The sequence below is a fragment of the Acidimicrobiia bacterium genome, assembly GCA_035948415.1.
Classification (GTDB): Bacteria; Actinomycetota; Acidimicrobiia; order IMCC26256; family PALSA-555; genus PALSA-555.
Map to the genome: position 1 here is coordinate 57,015 of DASZJD010000017.1, position 17,996 is coordinate 75,010.

The 17,996-nt window shown below is 72.8% G+C and carries 14 protein-coding genes and 1 tRNA gene; 7 read left to right on the plus strand and 8 right to left on the minus strand.

What is annotated here, in order from left to right; translation table 11 throughout:
• Window positions 1–18: 18 nt before the first annotated feature.
• Entirely contained in the window at window positions 19–471 is a 453-nt protein-coding gene (locus tag VG869_02140) for a hypothetical protein (protein HEV3449978.1), read from the minus strand.
• Between the two features lie 100 nt (window positions 472–571).
• Window positions 572–3,334 (minus strand): bifunctional [glutamine synthetase] adenylyltransferase/[glutamine synthetase]-adenylyl-L-tyrosine phosphorylase, encoded by a 2,763-nt coding sequence (locus VG869_02145; protein HEV3449979.1) that lies wholly within the window; start codon window positions 3,332–3,334, stop codon window positions 572–574.
• Window positions 3,335–3,396: 62 nt separating this feature from the next.
• On the opposite strand from VG869_02145, the gene VG869_02150 reads away from it, so the two are divergent.
• The 4 genes from VG869_02150 to VG869_02165 all read left to right on the plus strand — a co-directional run bounded on the left by VG869_02150 (window position 3,397) and on the right by VG869_02165 (window position 7,737).
• Window positions 3,397–5,106 carry an NAD+ synthase gene (locus VG869_02150; protein ID HEV3449980.1) on the plus strand — a complete coding sequence of 570 codons (1,710 nt, stop codon included), beginning with the start codon at window positions 3,397–3,399 and terminating at the stop codon, window positions 5,104–5,106.
• A 13-nt stretch (window positions 5,107–5,119) separates the two neighbouring features.
• The gene (locus VG869_02155; GenBank protein ID HEV3449981.1) at window positions 5,120–6,004 is read left to right on the plus strand and encodes a DMT family transporter; all 885 of its coding nucleotides are present in this window, start codon (window positions 5,120–5,122) and stop codon (window positions 6,002–6,004) included.
• A gap of 59 nt (window positions 6,005–6,063) precedes the next feature.
• Entirely contained in the window at window positions 6,064–6,591 is a 528-nt protein-coding gene (locus VG869_02160) for a hypothetical protein (protein HEV3449982.1), read from the plus strand.
• A gap of 204 nt (window positions 6,592–6,795) precedes the next feature.
• Window positions 6,796–7,737, plus strand: a complete 942-nt coding sequence (locus VG869_02165; GenBank protein ID HEV3449983.1) for a sigma-70 family RNA polymerase sigma factor — start codon at window positions 6,796–6,798, stop codon at window positions 7,735–7,737.
• A 79-nt stretch (window positions 7,738–7,816) separates the two neighbouring features.
• On the opposite strand, the gene VG869_02170 is transcribed toward VG869_02165, so the two are convergent.
• From VG869_02170 to VG869_02190, 5 genes are all read right to left on the minus strand, one after another.
• Window positions 7,817–7,907, minus strand: a tRNA-Sec gene (locus VG869_02170).
• A 12-nt stretch (window positions 7,908–7,919) separates the two neighbouring features.
• Window positions 7,920–8,753, minus strand: coding sequence for a rhomboid family intramembrane serine protease (locus VG869_02175; GenBank protein HEV3449984.1), 834 nt, complete (start codon window positions 8,751–8,753; stop codon window positions 7,920–7,922).
• Window positions 8,723–9,307 (minus strand): DUF2510 domain-containing protein, encoded by a 585-nt coding sequence (locus VG869_02180; GenBank protein HEV3449985.1) that lies wholly within the window; start codon window positions 9,305–9,307, stop codon window positions 8,723–8,725. The genes VG869_02175 and VG869_02180 overlap by 31 nt, the downstream gene beginning before the upstream one ends.
• Before the next feature lie 223 nt (window positions 9,308–9,530).
• Window positions 9,531–10,511 carry a D-cysteine desulfhydrase family protein gene (locus VG869_02185; protein HEV3449986.1) on the minus strand — a complete coding sequence of 327 codons (981 nt, stop codon included), beginning with the start codon at window positions 10,509–10,511 and terminating at the stop codon, window positions 9,531–9,533.
• On the minus strand, window positions 10,511–11,296 hold the full coding sequence (locus VG869_02190; GenBank protein ID HEV3449987.1) for an HAD-IB family hydrolase: 786 nt from the start codon (window positions 11,294–11,296) through the stop codon (window positions 10,511–10,513). The genes VG869_02185 and VG869_02190 overlap by 1 nt, the downstream gene beginning before the upstream one ends.
• A gap of 293 nt (window positions 11,297–11,589) precedes the next feature.
• Between VG869_02190 and VG869_02195 the strand changes: the two genes are divergently transcribed.
• Window positions 11,590–13,947: a sodium-translocating pyrophosphatase gene (locus VG869_02195; protein ID HEV3449988.1), complete on the plus strand. Its 2,358-nt coding sequence runs from the start codon at window positions 11,590–11,592 to the stop codon at window positions 13,945–13,947.
• A 7-nt stretch (window positions 13,948–13,954) separates the two neighbouring features.
• Here the strand turns inward: VG869_02195 and VG869_02200 are convergent, their stop codons facing one another.
• A complete protein-coding gene (locus VG869_02200; protein HEV3449989.1) occupies window positions 13,955–14,641 on the minus strand; it encodes a VTT domain-containing protein in 687 nt (228 codons plus the stop codon).
• 113 nt (window positions 14,642–14,754) lie between these two features.
• On the opposite strand from VG869_02200, the gene topA reads away from it, so the two are divergent.
• On the plus strand, window positions 14,755–17,409 hold the full coding sequence (gene topA, locus VG869_02205; GenBank protein HEV3449990.1) for a type I DNA topoisomerase: 2,655 nt from the start codon (window positions 14,755–14,757) through the stop codon (window positions 17,407–17,409).
• Between the two features lie 64 nt (window positions 17,410–17,473).
• Window positions 17,474–17,866 (plus strand): MFS transporter, encoded by a 393-nt coding sequence (locus VG869_02210; GenBank protein HEV3449991.1) that lies wholly within the window; start codon window positions 17,474–17,476, stop codon window positions 17,864–17,866.
• Window positions 17,867–17,996 lie beyond the last annotated feature (130 nt).

Genomic DNA, 17,996 nt, shown 5'->3' on the forward strand with positions numbered 1-17,996 from the left:
GCGCGGCCGCGTCGACGGTCACGGGCAGTCGATCCCGAGGTCGGCGCTCACGGCGGACGGCGGCGGCGCCACGGGGCCGCCGGGGCAGCCCACCGCGGCGGTTCCGAAGTCGGTGACGGTCCAGACGCCGGCGGCGCAGTGCGCGAGGCCCGAGCCGCCCTGGTAGACCCCCTCTTGCCCGGGCTGGGGCAGCGCGTCGAACCGGGCCCACGTCGGGTCCGAGCGGGCCAGGCTGACGTTCTGGACCTGGTACTGGGTCGGGTTCTGGTCGAGGCCGGCCACCGGGCTGGCCCGCACCGCCGCCGGGACCGTCGTCGCGCCGCCGCACGGCAGCGCGGCACCGGTGGTCGTGGTGGTACTCGGCGCCGGGGTGGTGGAGCGAGCCCGGTGGGTCGCCGGGCTGGCGCTCGATCCGGCGCAGGCCGCGGTCGTCACCACCACGGCAGCGACGATCGGCCACGGTCCGCGCACCGCTTACCCTCCCCCTCGCGGGGCGCGATCGTGGCACGTCCGGGACGGGCGGCGTCGGCGCGCGACGGCCCGACGCTCGGCGCGGCGAGCGGGCGGCGCGCTACAGCGGGCCGCTGCTCGGTGCCTCGGGCCGGTCGTAGAAGACGCGCTCGACGACGCGCCGGGCCCGACGGGTCACGCGGCGGAAGTCGTCGCGCACCGTCGCCTCGGGCCGATGGAGCGCGCCCAGCAGCCGTCCGATCCGTGCCGCGTCGGGGCCGGCGGGCAAGGCGTCGACCGGCCGGCCCGTGACCAGGTACGTCGCGTTGCGGGCGCGGGCGCAGAACTCGTACGCGGCGGCGAGCACGGCGACGTCGTCGGGGTCGAGCAGCCCGGCCGCGCCGAGGGCGTGCAGTGCGGGCAGGGTGGCCGTCGTCCGCACCTCGCTGTGCTCGGCGCCGTGCTGGAGCTGGAGGAGCTGGACCGTGAACTCGACGTCGGCCAGGCCCCCTCGTCCGAGCTTGAGGTGGAACTGTCGATCCTCCCCCGGCGGGACTCGCTCCCGCTCGATGCGCGCCTTCATCCGCCGGACCTCGCGGGCGTCGGCAGCCGAGAACGAGTCCCGGTACACGTACGGCGCGACGAGGTCGACGAACCGACGACCGACCTCGGGGTCGCCCGCCACGGGGCGGGCCCGGAGGAGCGCCTGGAACTCCCATCCCAGCGCCCAGCGCTCGTAGTAGGCGCGGCAGCCCTCGAGCGACCGGGCCAGGGGGCCGTCCTTGCCCTCCGGGCGCAGGTTGGCGTCGACCCGAAAGGTCTGACCCTCGGCTGTCGTCGCCCCGATCTCGCGCATGAGATCGCGCGCGACTCGGTCCGCGGCCTCGAAATCGGACGGCTCGTCTCCGTCGTACACGAACACGACGTCGATGTCGGACGAGTACGAGAGCTCCTGGCCGCCGAGGCTGCCCATGCCCACGACCGCGAACGGCAACGGCGGCTGAAGCGAGCGGAGCGCGGCCTCGACGCAGGCGTCGGCCACCGCTGCGAGCTCGCGGGCGGTCACCTCGAGCGGCGCCAGACCGACGACGTCACGGGCGGCGATGCGCAGCAGCTCCCGCCGCTTGAAGCGGCGCAGCCCCGCTCGCCGGGCCTCGGTGTCCTGGCGCCAGCCCAGCGTGCCCAGGGCCGCCTCGCGCAGCTCGTCGGCGCTGCGCTCACGGGCGAACCAGTCGTCGTCCCCGAGGAGCTCGACGACGTCGGGCTGACGCAGCAGCGCGTCGCCGACGACCCGGCTCGAGCCGAGCACCCGGCAGACGCGCGCGGCCGCGCCGGGCTGGTCTCGGAAGGTTGGAGCCAGCGCCTGGTCTCGCCCCGAGTGCTCGGCGAGCCGCCGGAGCTGCAGCAGCCCCAGGTCGGGGTCGGGCGAGGCCGAGAGCCAGTCCAGGATCACCGGGAGGAGCTGCTGGAGGACGCGCGAGGCGCGAGTGAGGCCTCGGGTGAGCGCGCGGAGGGCGACGCGCGTCTGCTCGGTGTCCGCGAACCCGAAGGCGGTGAGCCGCTCCTCCGCGGCCTCGGCCGTGAGCGGGCCGGCGCCGGCCAGCGTGTCGAGGATGGGGGCGAAGAACAGGCGCTCGTGGATGGCGCGCACGTTCGCCTGGTGGACGCGGTGGTCAGCCTCGAACGCGTCGAGTGCGGTCGCCTCGGGTTGGTCCCGGTAGCCGAGGACGCGGGCGAGCAGGGTTCGGCCGGCGACGTCGGCGGGCAGCGTGTGGGTCTGGGCCTCGTCTCGCAGCTGGAGCCGGTGCTCGACCGTGCGGAGGAAGGTGTAGGCGCGCTCGAGGCGCCGGGCGTCGGGGGCCTCGATGTACCCGCCGACGGCCAGGTCTCGAAGGGCCTCGAGCGTGGCGGGCGAGCGGATCTGGGTGTCGTGGCGGCCGTGGACGAGCTGGAGCAGCTGCACCGCGAACTCGACGTCTCGGATGCCGCCTGGGCCGCGCTTCAGCTCACGCGCACCGACGCCACGACGCCGCAGCTCGGCCTCGCTGCGCTCCTTCAGGACTCGGGCCTCGCGCACCAGGTCCGGGTCGAGGACCTCGGGCCAGACGAACGGCCGGGTGCGGGCCACGAACTCCTGACCGAGCGACGCGTCCCCGGCCACGGGCCGCGCCTTCAGCAGCGCCTGGAACTCCCACGGGCGAGCCCAGCGCCCGTACCACGCCTCGTAGCTGTCGAGCGTCCGGGACAGCGACCCGGCGCGTCCCTCCGGCCGCAGGTCGGGGTCGGTCCGGAACACGATCCCACCCTCGGCCGGGTCGCCCATGATGCCGAGGAGGCGACGAGCGGCCCGCTCCGCCTCCTCGTGGTCGCCTTCGTGCACGAAGAGGATGTCCACGTCGCTGGCGTAGTTCAGCTCGCACCCGCCGAGCTTGCCCATCCCGATCACCGCGAGCGGGTCCCGCGGCGCGGCCAGCTGGACGGCGACGCTGAGGCACGCGTCGGCGAGAGCGGCCAGGCGACGCCCGACGGCGGGGAGGTCCGCGAGCCCGAGGAGATCGGCGGCCGCGATGCGCAGGAGCTGCCGGCGCTTCCACCGACGGAGCTCGCGGGTGTCGGCCGGGGGCGGCGCGTCGAGGTCGGCGTCGAGCTGCTCCAGCACCGCGACGAGCGACGGGTCGCTCACGAGCGCGTTCGACAGCGAGCGCGACGCCCCGGCGATCGCGACGAGGGCGTCGCGCAGCAGCGGGTCCTCGACGATCCGATCGGCCACCTCGGGATCGGCTTCGACGAGACGGGCGAGGAGGCCGCGGGCCAGGCGAGCGTCGGCGGCACGCTCGATCGCGGCCTCGATCGTCGGGTGCCCGAGGGCGGCAGTCACACTCACCAGGCCAGTGTGTCGCGGGCGACGGCCGGATGGCCGGGGAGCATGGCCGTATCCTTGACGCCATGCCCCGCCTGCGGGTGGCCGCAGCCCAGCTCAACCTCGTGGTGGGCGACCTCGAGGGCAACGCGTCGAGGATCCTCGATGCCTACGAGCACGCGGACGCGCTCGGGGTCGACTTGGTGGCCTTCCCCGAGCTGGCGATCACCGGCTACCCGCCGGAGGACCTGCTGCTGCGGCCGGCGTTCGTGGCCCAGGCCGGCGAGTGGCTCGAGAAGGTCGCCGCCCGGACCGGCCGGGCGGCCGCGGTGGTGGGGTACCCGTCGGCCGACCGCGACCTGTACAACGCGGCCGCGGTGTGCGCCCACGGCCGCGTCGTCGGGACGTACCGCAAGCACCTGCTCCCGAACTACGCCGTGTTCGACGAGCAGCGGTACTTCGCTCCGGGAACGACGGACGGGCCGCTCTTCATCGTGGGCGGCGCCCGCGTCGCCGTGACGATCTGCGAGGACGCGTGGAGCCCGACCGGGCCGGTGCTCACGCAGGCCGCCGCCGGCGCCGAGCTCGTGGTGAACATCAACGCGTCGCCGTACTACGCCGGTCGGCTGCGGGAGCGCGAGACGATGCTGGCGACCCGTGCCGCCGACGCGGCGGTGCCGCTGCTGTACGTGAACCTGGTCGGCGGCCAGGACGAGCTGGTCTTCGACGGCGCGTCGCTGTTCCTCGACGAGGGCGGTCACGTCGTCGCCCGGGCGCAGCAGTTCACCGAGGACCTGCTCGTCGTCGACGTGGACGTCCGGCCCGCGTTCCGCCGGCGGGCGCTGGACCCCCGCGGCCGGGCCCGCGCCGCGCCGCTGCCGGAGGTGTCGGTGAGCGACGTGCGCCTCGGCGAGGCCCCGGTCCCAGCCCGGCTCGAGGAGCCGCTGGCGCCGGTGCGCGAGGTCTACCAAGCGCTCGTTCTCGGCACCCGCGACTACGTCGCCAAGAACGGATTCACCGACGTGCTGATCGGGCTGTCCGGGGGGATCGATTCGTCCCTCGTAGCCACGATCGCCGCCGACGCCCTCGGCTCGGACCATGTGGTCGGGATACTCATGCCGTCGCGTTTCTCGAGCGCCGGGAGCGTGTCGGACGCCGAGTCACTGGCAGCGAACCTCGGGATCCGCAGCATGACCGTGCCGATCGAGGAGGCTCACGCCGCCTTCCTGTCGATGCTCGCCGAGCCGCTGTCGGCCGGGCCGCCCGGGCTGGCCGAGGAGAACCTCCAGGCCCGCATCCGCGGGACGATCCTCATGACGCTCTCGAACAAGCTCGGCTGGCTCGTGCTGACGACCGGCAACAAGAGCGAGATGGCGACCGGCTACTCCACCCTCTACGGCGACATGGCGGGGGGCTTCGCGGTCATCAAGGACGTGCCGAAGACGCTCGTGTACGCGCTGGCCCGCGACCGGAACGAGCACGCCGGGCGGCCGCTCATCCCCGACGCCGTCCTCGAGAAGCCGCCGAGCGCCGAGCTGCGGCCCGACCAGCGCGACAGCGACTCCTTGCCCGACTACGCGGCCCTCGACCCGATCGTGGAGGGCTACGTCGAGGGCGACCGGTCCGTCGGCGAGCTCGCCGAGGAGGGCTACGACCCCGAGACGGCTCGGCGAGTCGCCTGGCTCATCGACCGCAACGAGTACAAGCGGCGTCAGGCCCCTCCGGGCGTGCGGGTGTCCCCGAAGGCGTTCGGAAAGGACCGTCGGCTCCCGATCACGAACCGCTGGCCCGGCTAGCGCCGGAAGGTCGGTGCGTCGGTACGCCGCCGAGGGCGCGCTGGTCCTCGCCGCCCTCTGCTTCGGCGCCACGTTCCCCCTGGTCCACGACGCCCTCGGCGACGTGGAGCCCTTCGCGTACCTCGTGCTGCGGTTTGCGATCGCGGTCGCCGTCCTGGCCCCCTTCGCCGTCGTCATCGGGCGGCGGCGCGGGGACGACCGCAGGGCTCTCGTTCGCGCCGGGCTGCTGGCCGGCACGCTGCTCGCCAGTGGGTACGCCGCCCAAACCATCGGCTTGCAGCTGGTGTCGCCGTCGACGTCGGCATTCATCACCGGTCTCTACGTCGTGCTCACCCCGATCGTCGAGGCGGTCGTCCGCCGGCGGTGGCCGGCGTCCCCCGTGCTCGCGGGGGTCGCGGTCGCGGCCGTCGGCCTCTACCTGCTCACCGGGGCGACGCTCGCGCTGGGGACCGGAGAGCTGGCCACGCTGGTGGGCGCCGCGCTCTTCGCGGTGTGGATCGTGTACCAGGGCGAGTACGCCCGCCGCCTCCACCCCATCCCGTTCACCACCGTCCAGCTGCTCGTCATCACGCTGCTGTGCCTGCCGCCCGCGGGGTTCCAGGGCGTGGGGCGGCTCTCCGGCCTCGCGCTCTTCGCCGCCGCCTTCACCGGCGTCGTCTGCTCGGCGGTGGCCCTGTCGCTGCAGGTGTGGGGCCAGCGGCGGATCCCACCGAGCCGCACCGCGCTGATCCTCTTGCTCGAGCCGGTCTTCGCCGGCATCGCCGGCTACGCGAACGGTGAGCGGCTCGGCGCGGTCAAGCTCGTCGGCGCCGCGGTCATCCTCACCGGCATCGCCGTCTCCGAGCTGGCGGCCCGCGGCGCCCCGGCCCGGCCCGAGCTCGAGCCCCGCCCCTTCTGACGGGACGGGCCGCCCGTCACGAGCGGGACCTCGACGTGGCCGCACCTACCATCCCGGCCGTGCTGAGCATCGACGCCACCGCCACCCTCCTCGGGCAGGCCTGCTGGGTCGAGGCGGCCTGCTTCCGGGTGCTCGGCGCCTGGGTGCCGGACGTCCCCGAGCCGGCGGCGAAGCTGCTCCTCGCCCGGCACAGCCGCCACCACGGCTGGCACGCCGAGCTGCTCGCCGAGGCGCTGCCGGCCACCCGGGCCCACGACCCCGCCCGGCTGGTGGCGCCGGCCGACGACCGCTGGCCCCCAGCCATCGACGCCGCCCGAGGCCCCGCCGCCAGCACGACGGCCGAGCGGCTCGCCGGGGTCTACCAGGCGCTGCTCCCGTGGCTGCTGAGCGGCTACGACCGCACCCTCGACTGGCTCAGCCCCTGGAGCGACGGCCCCACCTCCCGCCGGCTCCGCCTCGTGACCGAGGACGAGCGGGCCGACCTGGCCGAGGGCCTCGTGGTCCTCGAGGGTCTCGTCGACGGCAGCGCCGACGCCGACCGGGCCGCCCGGCGACGGGCCGAGGTCGAGGCGGCGCTGGCCCGCTGAGCCGCCTCGGTGCCGACCGAGGCCGCCGGTCCCGATACCGTGGAGACCCCAGATCGCGGGTCGCCACGGGGCGAGGCGGGCCGTCCGGCTCGCTTGACACGGACCGTATGGTACGGGAGAACCGCCCCTCACCTGCGGGAACACGCTTCCCGGGCCCCGGAGCGCCGGCGTCCGCGGCGACCATCCACACCTCGAAAGGCACCAGTGGCGAAGGAGCGCGTCGAGCGGGACGAGGAAGATCTCGTCCGGCTCTACCTGACCGACATCGGCCAGTACCCGCTGCTGACGAAGGACGACGAGGTCCGCCTGGCCCAGCAGATCGAGGCCGGCAACGCCGCCCGTGAGGACATCGAGCGACTCCCGGCCAAGAAGCTGACCCCGCCGAAGAAGCGCGAGCTGCGCCGCGCCGCCCGGGAGGGCGAGTACGCGCAACGGACCTTCGTGCAGTCCAACCTGCGGCTGGTCGTGTCGATCGCCAAGAAGTACCAGGCCTCCGGGCTGCCCCTGCTCGACCTGATCCAGGAGGGGAACCTCGGGCTCATGCACGCGGTCGAGAAGTTCGACTGGCGCAAGGGCTTCAAGTTCTCGACCTACGCCACCTGGTGGATCCGCCAGGCCATCACCAGGGGCATCGCCAACACCGGCCGCACCATCCGCCTCCCGGTCCACGCCGGTGACACGCTGGCCCGACTCCAGAAGGCCCGGTCGCGGCTCGAGCTGAAGCTGGGTCGTCCGGCCACGCTGGCCGAGCTCGCGGTCGAGGTCGAGATGCCCGAGGACAAGGTCACGGAGGCGCTGCGCTTCGCGGCCGAGCCGCTGTCGCTGTCCGAGCCGCTCCGCGAGGACGGCGACGCCGAGCTCGGTGACATCGTCGAGGACCGCTCGGCCGAGTCGCCGTTCGAGGTGGCGGCGACGGCGCTGCTCCCCGACGAGATCGAGAAGCTCCTCGGACCGCTCGACGAGCGCGAGCGCCAGATCCTGGCGCTCCGGTTCGGCCTCGACCGGGGCGAGCCCCGCACCCTCGAAGAGGTCGGCGAGTACTTCAACCTGACTCGGGAGCGCATCCGCCAGATCGAGGCCCGGGCCATGTCGAAGCTGCGCCACCCGTCCGCCGACACCGGCGCACGCGACCTGCTGGCGGTGTGACCCGGGCGGCGCGGCGCGTCGCCTCCCATCTCCACAGCTCGACGTCGGCGCGCTCGCGTGCCGTCAGGTGCTGCAGCGGCGGAGGTGGCAGGAATCGAACCCACCGGACAGGGATCACCCGTCCCACTCGTTTTGAAGACGAGGGGGGCCACCAGACCCCGTTCACCTCCGGCAGCGGTCTATCAGGCGGGGACCGGCGCCGCGACCGGCGGCGTGTCTCGATCGTGGGCGCGCTCGCGCAGCCGCCAGTACCCGCCCACGAGCACGCCGAAGGTGAACCCCCCGACGTGCGCGCCCCACGCGATCCCGGCGTTGGCCAGCACGTACTGGAACTGCAGCACGAACCACACGGCCAGCAGCCACGCCGCGGTCACCTTCCGCAGCAGCAGCGGACCGAAGAAGATCATGGACTTGATTCGCGCCCTCGGGTAGCAGACGAGGTAGGCGCCCATGACGGCCGCGATCGCTCCCGAGGCCCCGATGATCGGGACCGTCGAGCTCGGGTCGATCGTCACCTGGGTGGCGGTCGCGACCGCGCCCCCGACAAGGTAGAGGAGCAGGAACCGCCACCAGCCCTTGCGGTCCTCGATGTTGTTGCCGAACACCCAGAGGAACAGCATGTTCCCGAACAGGTGGGGGATGCTGCCGTGCAGGAACATCGTGAGCACGGCGGCGAGGTACACGTTCTTCCCGGGGGAGTGCGCCGGGCCGCCGGCGTGCGTGCAGGCCTCGGTGTCCCCCTCGACGAAGGTGCGGCGGTACTCCTCCTCGGTGAGGGGTCGGCCCCGCACCAGCTCGCAGGGGATCCCGGCGTTGTCGACGACGAAGCGCAGGTCGCCGGCGCTGACCGACTCGGCGATGCCGCTCCAGGAGAACTTGATGGCGCGGCTCGGCTGCACCGCGAAGTAGACGATCGCGCACGTCAGGATCAGCAGCACGGTGCACCACGGGAACCGCCGCACCGGGTTCTCGTCGGCCATCGGGATCACGACGACGACCCCGGGGCCGGTGGCCACGTGTACCCGGTCCACTGCCGGCCGTCCCACCATCGCAGCCGGCTCTGCTGCCAGGGGTCGGCGTTCCACCCCGGCGGCGGCAGACCCGGTGGCATGGTCGCGGCCCGGTCCCTCGCCGCCGGGATCGCGGCCCGCAAGACCCGCACGAGGTCCTCTCGGTGGTTCGTCCCCACCGACACCCAGTAGCGCTTGCCGCCGTCGACGCCCCGCAGGCCCACCGAGTCCCGGGTCCAGATCGGGTTGGCGCCGAGGTAGCGGGGGCTGAAAGACCGCCACGGCCAGGTGTTGCTGGCCCGGCCGAGCGTGGCCGGGTCGAGGGCCGCGAGACGAGCCCACCGGCGGTTCACCCACATGTAGTCGTCGTCGACCCGAACCACCGCCCCCCGATACCGCAGGACGTTCAGGAACCACGCCGCGAGCGCGAGGGGCACCACGATCGGGGCGAGGGCGAGGGCGGTGATGACGACGATCACCGGGAGCCACGCCCAGGCGCGCGGCGCCGGGCCGATCCTCTCCTCGTAGAGGAGCTGACTTCCCGCCGCGGCCGTGCTCACGTGCGGCGGAGCGTAGAGGGCGACCCGTCGGCGACGCAGCAGCGCCCACCCGGGTAACCTCGCGTCTTCCAGCCACCGACCCGGAGGGCGCCGTGAAGAAGGTCCTGCTCCTGCTGATCATCGTGATGGTCGGGGTCGCGGTCGCTCGCAAGCTCCGCGAGGCCTGAGCCAGTCCCAACCTCGACGTCGGGCCCGCTGCGGCGGGCCCGACCCGCGTCCGGGCTCAGCCCGGCGCGCCGAAGCACGAGGCGTAGCGGTCGGCGAAGAGCGCCGGTGAGCCGCCGGTGTGCCAGAACACCACCGGGCGCGAGGGCGAGAGCCGCTCCTCGCGCACCGCCGCCACGAGCCCCGCCATCGCCTTCCCGGAGTAGACCGGGTCGAGCACCAGGCCCTCGAGACGCGCCGCGAGCGCGATCGCCTCGAGCGTCGGCTCCGTGACGGCGCCGTAGCCGGCCCCAAACCGGTCGTGGTCGATGGACGAGCGAGCGGACGGCGCGGTCCGTCCCGTGCGAACCGCAGCCTCGCCGGCCAGGCGGGGGACGGTGACGTCGAGGTCGGGACGGGTCCCGACGTCGACGCCGAGAACGTCGACCCCCGGTCCCAGCCCCGCGAGCAGCCCGGCGTGGGTGCCCCCGGAGCCGTCGGCGACGACGACGACACCGAGGTCGACGCCCCGCTCCGCGCACTGCCCCACGAGCTCTTCGGCGGCGTCGGCGTAGGCCGCCACGCCCGTGACTGAGGCCCCGCCGACCGGGATCGCGAACGGTCGTCGGCCCTCCCGCGCCAGGTCGGCCGCGAGCTTCTCGATCGCCGCCTCCAGCTCGTAGTAGGTGGCAGGGCCGGTGAAGTGCAGCCGGGCGCCGAGCACGAGGTCCACGAGCAGGTTCCCGGTGGGCGTCTCCGGGGGGTCGCCGGCCAGCGCCACGTGACAGACCAACCCGAGACGGTTGGCGGCGGCGCTCGTCATCCGCACGTGGTTGCTCTGGGGTCCGCCGCCGGTGACGAGCACGTCGCACCCGGTGGCGATCGCCTCGGCGCAGAGCGGCTCCAGCTTGCGGGCCTTGTTGCCGCCCAGGGCCAGGCCGGTGCAGTCGTCCCGCTTGACGTACAGGGGCGGGCCGCCGAGCGCCTCGGCGAGCCGCTCCATGGGCTCGAGGGGCGTGGGCAGGTGGGCGAGGCGGATCCGGCCGGGATCGGCGGGCATCAGGCCGCGGCGCGCTCGCGGTGCCGCAGCCACCACCACACGGCCACGCCCGCCCCGGCCGCGGCGAGGGCGCCGCTGGCGGTCCAGGCCGGCTCGCCGGGAATCCGGTCGCGCAGCCGGACCGGCTTCGCGAAGTGCCGGATCTCCCAGCCCTCCGCCCGCGCCACCCGGCCCAGCTCCCGGTCCGGGTTCACCACCACCGGGTGGCCGACCGCCCGCAGCATCGGCTCGTCGGTGATCGAGTCGGAGTAGGCGTACGAGGCCTCGAGGTCGATCCGCTCCTCGGCGGCGAGCTTCCGGATCGCCTCGGCCTTGTTCGGGCCGTAGCCGTAGAAGGCGAGCTCGCCCGTGTAGTTGCCGTCGGCGTCGACCTCGGCTCGGGTGGCGATCACCTCGTCGACGCCGAGGTGCTCGCCGAGCGGCCACACGACCTCCTCGGGCGACGAGCTCACGAGGACCACTCGGCGGCCGGCGGCCTGGTGCTCGGCGATCAGGTCGAGGGCCTCCTTGAAGATGATCGGCGTCACGATCTCCTCCAGCGTCTCGCGCACGATCTCGGCGACGTGGCGTCGGTTCCAGCCCCGGATCAGCTCGAGCATCGCCACCCGCAGCTTCTCCATCTTCCCCTCGTCGGCACCGACGAGCATGAAGACCACCTGCGCGTACACGCTCTTCACGATGGCGGCGCGGGAGAGGAGGCCCTCCCGGTAGAAGGGACGACCGAACGCCAGCACACTGCTCTTGGCGATCACGGTCTTGTCGAGGTCGAAGAACGCGGCCTCCACGATCGCCCAGGCTAATGCCGGTCTTCGGCGATCCCAGCGGCCGAGGCGAGGCCGCGGCGCCGTCGCCGGCCCGCCCCCGCCGTCGTAGCACCGCCGGCGAAACTCCGAAGTTCCCCAGCACGACGTGGGAACGTCGTGGCCGTGCGCGCCGAGTCCGCCGGTCGCGCCGACAGGACCCTGCCGACCGTCGCAGTCACCGGCTAGCGTGCGCTCCTCCCGGCGGGGCCGGGCTCGACCTCGGTGCGCCCGAGGCCGGGAGGCCGACCGAGGAGCGGGGAAGGAGTTCGAGCGGGATGGGCCTGAGCGTCCTCGCCGCCGAGGGTGGCTACCAGCGCTTCACCCTCGCCGGCGGCGAATGGGGCTGGCTGATCTTCTCGGCTGCGGTGGCGGTCCTCGCCATCGGCGTCGGCGTCGCGCTCGTCCGCGGCGTGCTCGCCGCCGACCAGGGCACGCCGAACATGATCGCCATCGCCCGGGCCATCCAAGAGGGCGCCATGGCGTACCTGCGGCGGCAGTTCCGGACCATCGGCCTGATCCTCCTCCCCGTCGCCGCGTTCGTGTTCCTGACCTCGACGACGATCGCCAAGCCCGGCGGGGGCGTGGCGCTGTCATTCGGCGCGTCCGGTGCCTTCCGGACCAGCGCCTTCATCGCCGGCGCCGTGCTGTCGGGGCTCACGGGCTTCATCGGCATGAGCCTCGCCGTCCGCGGCAACGTGCGCACCGCCGCCGCCGCCCGACAAGGGTCACTGCGGGAGGCGCTGCGCATCGCCTTCCGCACCGGCGGCGTGGCCGGCATGTACACGGTCGGCCTCGGCCTCCTTGGCGCCACCATCATCATCATGCTGTTCCAGAACACGGCCACGGCCATCTTGGTCGGGTTCGGGTTCGGCGGGTCGCTCCTCGCCCTCTTCATGCGGGTCGGGGGGGGCATCTTCACGAAGGCGGCCGACGTCGGCGCCGACCTCGTCGGAAAGGTGGAGCAGGGGATCCCGGAAGACGACCCGCGAAACCCGGCGACGATCGCCGACAACGTGGGCGACAACGTGGGCGACTGCGCCGGCATGGCCGCCGACCTCTTCGAGTCCTACGAGGTCACGCTCGTCGCCGCGATCATCCTGGGCGTCCCCGCGTTCGCATCGATCGGGGCCAACCCCGCCCTCGGCCTCATCTTCCCGCTCATCGCTCGGGCCATCGGTGTGCTTGCCTCCGTGGTCGGCGTGTTCCTCGTTCGGGCCACCAAGCGCGACCGGTCCGCGATGGCCCCCATCAACCGGGGCTTCGCGTCCGCGGGTGTCCTCACCGTGCTCGGCGTGGGCGCGGTCGGGCTCTTCTACGTGGGCAACGACCACGGCGACGAGGGCTGGCGGGTGGTCGGCGCCGTCGTGATCGGGCTCGTGCTGGCCCAAGTCGTGAGTCGGCTCACCGAGTACTTCACCTCGACCGAGACGCGGCCGGTCCAAGAGATCGCCGAGTCCACGCGGACCGGGCCTGCCACCACCGTGCTGGCCGGCGTCAGCAGCGGGTTGGAGTCCACGGTGTGGTCGATCGTGGCGATCGCCGCCGCGCTCGGTGTCGGGATCGCCCTCGGGAACGGCAACCTCCAGTTCTCCCTCTACCTCGTCGCCCTGACCGGCATGGGCATGCTCGCCACGACCGGCGTGGTCGTCTCCGAGGACACCTTCGGCCCCGTCGCGGACAACGCGGCCGGCATCGCCGAGATGTCCGGCGAGTTCAGCGGCGAGGCGGAGCGGATCATGGTCAGCCTCGACGCCGTCGGGAACACGACGAAGGCGGTGACGAAGGGATTCGCGATCGGATCGGCGGTCATCGCGGCCGTCGCCCTGTTCTCCTCCTATATCGAGACGATCGGCACCGAGCTCGGCCTGAAGAAGGTCGGCTCGGCGCTCTTCCGCGACGCTCGAGCGTCGATCAACGTCGCCGACCCGAAGACCTTCATCGGCCTCCTGATCGGCGGGTCCATCGCGTTCCTCTTCTCCTCGCTCGCCATCCGCGCCGTCGGCCGGACGGCGGGCACGGTCGTCGAGGAGGTGCGCCGGCAGTTCCGCGAGCGGCGCATCATGGAAGGGATCGACCCCCCCGAGACGGACAAGGTCATCGACATCTGCACGACCGCGGCGCTGCGCGAGCTGACGACGCCGGCGCTGCTGGCGGTCCTCGCGCCGGTCATCGTCGGGTTCGGCATCAGCTACCTCGCGCTCGGGGCGTTCCTCGCCGCCGTGATCCTCACTGGCCAGCTGATGGCCGTGTTCCTCTCGAACGCGGGGGGAGCCTGGGACAACGCGAAGAAGTTCATCGAGGACGGCCACTACGGCGGGAAGGGTTCGGAGTCACACAAGGCCGCCGTCATCGGCGACACCGTGGGCGACCCGTTCAAGGACACCGCCGGTCCGGCGCTGAACCCGCTCATCAAGGTCATGAACCTGGTGTCGCTGCTCATCCTGCCGACGATCATCAGCCTGCGGAACGACGACGTGGCGCGCTACGGGATCGCTGCGGGCGCCTTGGTCGTGCTCCTGGTCGCCATCGCCTTCTCGAAGCGGAAGGGCGGTGCCTTCGCCGAGGAATCGGCCGAGGTGGCCGGGGAACTGGCCGCCGAGGGTCAGCCCGCTGGGGCCTCCGCCGGCGAGTAGGGCCCGGTCAGGCCTGGTCGTCCGGGACCAGGGGGCCGGCGGCGTCGGTCGGCGTCGGAGGGGTGGCCGCTCGTCGCCGGGCCCGCCGCCACTCGAAGAAGGCCGGCAGCAGCGAGATGACGACGACGACGGCGATGATCGGCAGGAGGTAGTTGTCGATGTTCCCGCCGACCGCGTTTCCGAGCGCGTAGCCGAGCAGCGAGACCCCGACGGCCCAGATCAGCGCGCCCACCAGGTTGTAGAGGGAGTAAACGCGCCGGTTCATCCGGCCCACCCCGGCCATCACCGGCGTGAAGGTGCGGACGACCGGAACGAACCGGGCCAGCACGATGGCCTTCGATCCGTAACGCTCGAAGAACTCGTGCGTTCGCTCCACGTACTCCTGCTTGAAGAACCGTGAGTCGGGGCGTCGGAACAGCCGCGGCCCGATCCGCGCGCCGATCAGGTACCCGACCTCGGAACCGAGGGCGGCGCCGACGAACACGCCGGGGATCAGCAGCCACAACTGAAGCTTCCCCTGTCCGGCGAGGATGCCAGCGGTGAAGAGCAGGGAGTCGCCCGGCAAGAAGAAGCCGAGGAGCAAGCCGGTCTCGGCGAACACGATGAGCCACGCAATGACCTCGCCGTACGGGCTCAGCGAATCGAAGATGCTCTTCGGGTCGAGGCCCAGGACGCCGATGACTGCTCTGAACACGGGCCGTCACCTTAGACTGCGGCCCGCCCCGCGCCCGATGCGCCCCGCGGCGCACGGCGCCGGCCAAACTGGGACGCCCCAGCGCACGCTGAGGCGCAGTGTGAGGAACGGACGTGGCGAAGACGCTCGTGATCGTCGAGTCGCCGGCCAAGGCGAAGACCATCGAGGGCTTCCTCGGGCGCGCCCGATACAAGGTCTTGGCCAGCCGTGGTCACATCCGGGACCTGCCCAGCAGCGCGAAGCAGGTCCCGAAGACCGTCACTGATCCCGAGACTCGCCGCCTTGGCATCGACGTGAACAACCACTTCGAGCCGGTGTACGTCGTCGTGGACAAGAAGCGCGACGTCGTGAAGGAGTTGCGGGACGCGCTCCGTGACGCCGACGAGGTGCTGCTCGCGACGGACGAGGACCGCGAGGGCGAAGCCATCTCGTGGCACGTGCTCGAGGTGCTGCACCCGTCGGTGCCGGTCAAACGCCTCGTCTTCCACGAGATCACGGCTCACGCCATCGACGACGCGCTCGCCAACCCGCGGGACCTCGACATGCGCCTCGTCGAAGCCCAGGAGGGGCGCCGGAAGCTCGATCGCCTCTTCGGGTACGAGATGTCGGTCGTCACCCGCCGCCGGGCCGGCGGCGCGACGTCGGCGGGACGGGTCCAGAGCGTGGCCGCCCGACTCGTCGTCGAGCGGGAGCGGGCCCGGATGTCGTTCCGGGCCGCCACGTACTGGGACCTGGCCGGCACCTTCACCGCCCACGGCGCCGAGTTCCCAGCGGGGCTGGTCGCCCTCGACGGCCGCCGCCTCGCCACCGGCCGGGACTTCGAGCCGACGACCGGCGAGCTGGCCGCCGGCGCCGACGTCGCCCGCCTCGACGAGGCCACGGCCCACGCCCTCGGTGAGGGTCTGCGGGCGGCGCCGTTCCGGGTCGAATCGGTCGAGGCGAAGGCGCTCACGGAGCGGCCGAAGGCGCCGTTCACGACGTCCACGCTCCAGCAGGAGGCGGGTCGCAAGCTCGGCTTCACCGCCGCCCGGACGATGGCTGTGGCCCAGGGCCTGTACGAGCAGGGCTACATCACCTACATGCGGACCGACGCCACGTACCTCTCCGACCAGGCGATCACGGCCGCGCGCGAGCAGATCCGAGCCCGCTACGGCGACGACTACCTCCCGGCCGAGCCGCGCCAGTACCGCGGCCGGGTGAAGAACGCCCAGGAGGCCCACGAGGCCATCCGGCCCGCCGGCGACGCCATGCGGCTCCCCGACGACCTCGCCGGTGAGCTGCGCGCCGACGAGCGCCGCATCTACGACCTGATCTGGAAGCGCACCGTCGCGTGCCAGATGGCCGACGCCCGGGTGCGGCGCGTGACCGTCCGCCTCACGGCCCGAGCCCCGAGCGGCGAGCACGCCGTGTTCCAGGCCACGGGCCGCACGATCGAGTTCCCCGGCTACCTGCGCGCCTACGTCGAGGGCGCCGACGACCCCGACGCCGAGCTCGAGGACCGCGAGGTCATCCTCCCGCCGCTGGAGACCGGCGACCCGGTGCAGTGCCGCACCATCGAGCCCTCGAGCCACGCCACGCAGCCTCCGGCTCGCTATACCGAGGCCAGCCTCGTCAAGGAGCTCGAAGAGCGTGGCATCGGCCGACCGTCCACGTACGCGGTGGTCATCGACACCCTGCTGCGCCGCGACTACGTCTGGAAGAAGGGCAGCGCGCTCGTTCCCACGTGGACTGCCTTCGCCAAGCAGCAGCTCCTCGAGCGCTACTTCGCGCACCTCATCGACTACGAGTTCACCGCGACGATGGAGGAGGCTCTCGACGCCATCGCCCGGGGAGAGGGCGAAGCGGAGAAGTGGCTCCATGCGTTCTGGTTCGGAAACGGCCAGACCGGCCTCAAGGACCTCGTCAACGAGGAGCACCTGGCGACCATCGACCCGGCCGAGGTCAACGCCGTGCCCATCGGGCACGACCCGCAGGGCCGCGAGATCATCGTCCGGGTCTGGAACAACGGGGCCAGCGTCGTGCGCGGCGAGGAGCGGGCGCCGGTGCCGGTCGACTTGGCCCCCGATGAGCTCACGGTCGAGAAGGCCGAGGAGCTTCTCGAGAAGGGGGCGGCGGGCCCGCGGGTGCTCGGCACGGACCCGGAGTCAGGACTTCCCGTGCTCACACTCACGGGTCGGTACGGGCCGTTCGTCCAGCTCGGTGAGAGCGTCGACGGCGCCAAGGACAAGCCGAAGCGCGCGTCGCTGCTCTCGGGCATGGAGGTCGACACCGTCACCCTCGACGACGCGCTCGCGCTGCTCTCGCTGCCCCGAACCGTCGGCGTCACCGGCGACGGCGTCGAGGTCACGGCGCAGAACGGGCGGTACGGCCCGTATCTGAAGAAGGGGACCGAGAGCCGCAGTCTCGACAGCGAGCCCGAGTTGTTCACGGTCACGATGGCGCAAGCCGAAGCGATCTTCGCGCAGCCGAAGCGCCGTGGCCGCCGCACGAAGCCGCCGATCGCCGAGCTCGGGCCACATCCCGAGACCGGTGTGCCCGTGCGGGTCCTCGACGGCCGGTACGGGCCGTACGTCACCGACGGGCAGCTGAACGCCACGGTTCCCCGTGGCGTCGACCCCGCGTCGGTCGACCTCGAGCAGGCGGTCGAGCTGCTGAGCGAGCGGGCCGCCCGCGGTCCGGCCAAGAAGCCGGCCAAGCGCACCGCGAAGCGGAAGAAGCCGCCGAGCACGACGCGCCGCACCGTACGCAAGGGCGCCACTCGCACGTAAGCCCGCACGCTGAGCGTCGCCGTGAGCGAGGACCCCCGCGCCCCGTTCATCCCGCCGCACCCCGATGAGGCGCCCGCCCCTCTGGCGCGTCTTCGGCCCCCGCTCGTACTTCCCGCTCTGGATGGCGCAGGTCATCTCGAGCACCGGCGACTGGATCGGCCTCATCGCGATCCTCGCCATCGCGGCTCGGATCTCGAACAACTCCGGCGCGGCCGTGAGCCTCGTGATGTTCGCCCGCGTCGTGCCCGGGTTCTTCCTCGGCACCGTCGGCGGTGTCCTCACCGACCGACTCGACCGCCGCAAGGTGATGCCTGTCTGCGACATCGGCCGAGCGTCGATGCTCCTGGCGCTGTCGTTCGTCGAGAACCTCGCTGGCCTCGTCCTCGTCTCGTTCGCGCTTGAGATCCTCACCCTGCTCTGGGGACCGCGAACGATGCGTCCGTGCCCCAGCTCGTGAGGCCGGACCAGCTGCAGTCCGCGAACACGAGCTGCCGGGCCGGACGTTCGCCATCCACTACTCCGTCGTCCGCCTCTGCCTCCGATCTCGCTCGTGATCTCGCTCCCTGTGGTCCAGCGTCCGGGACGCG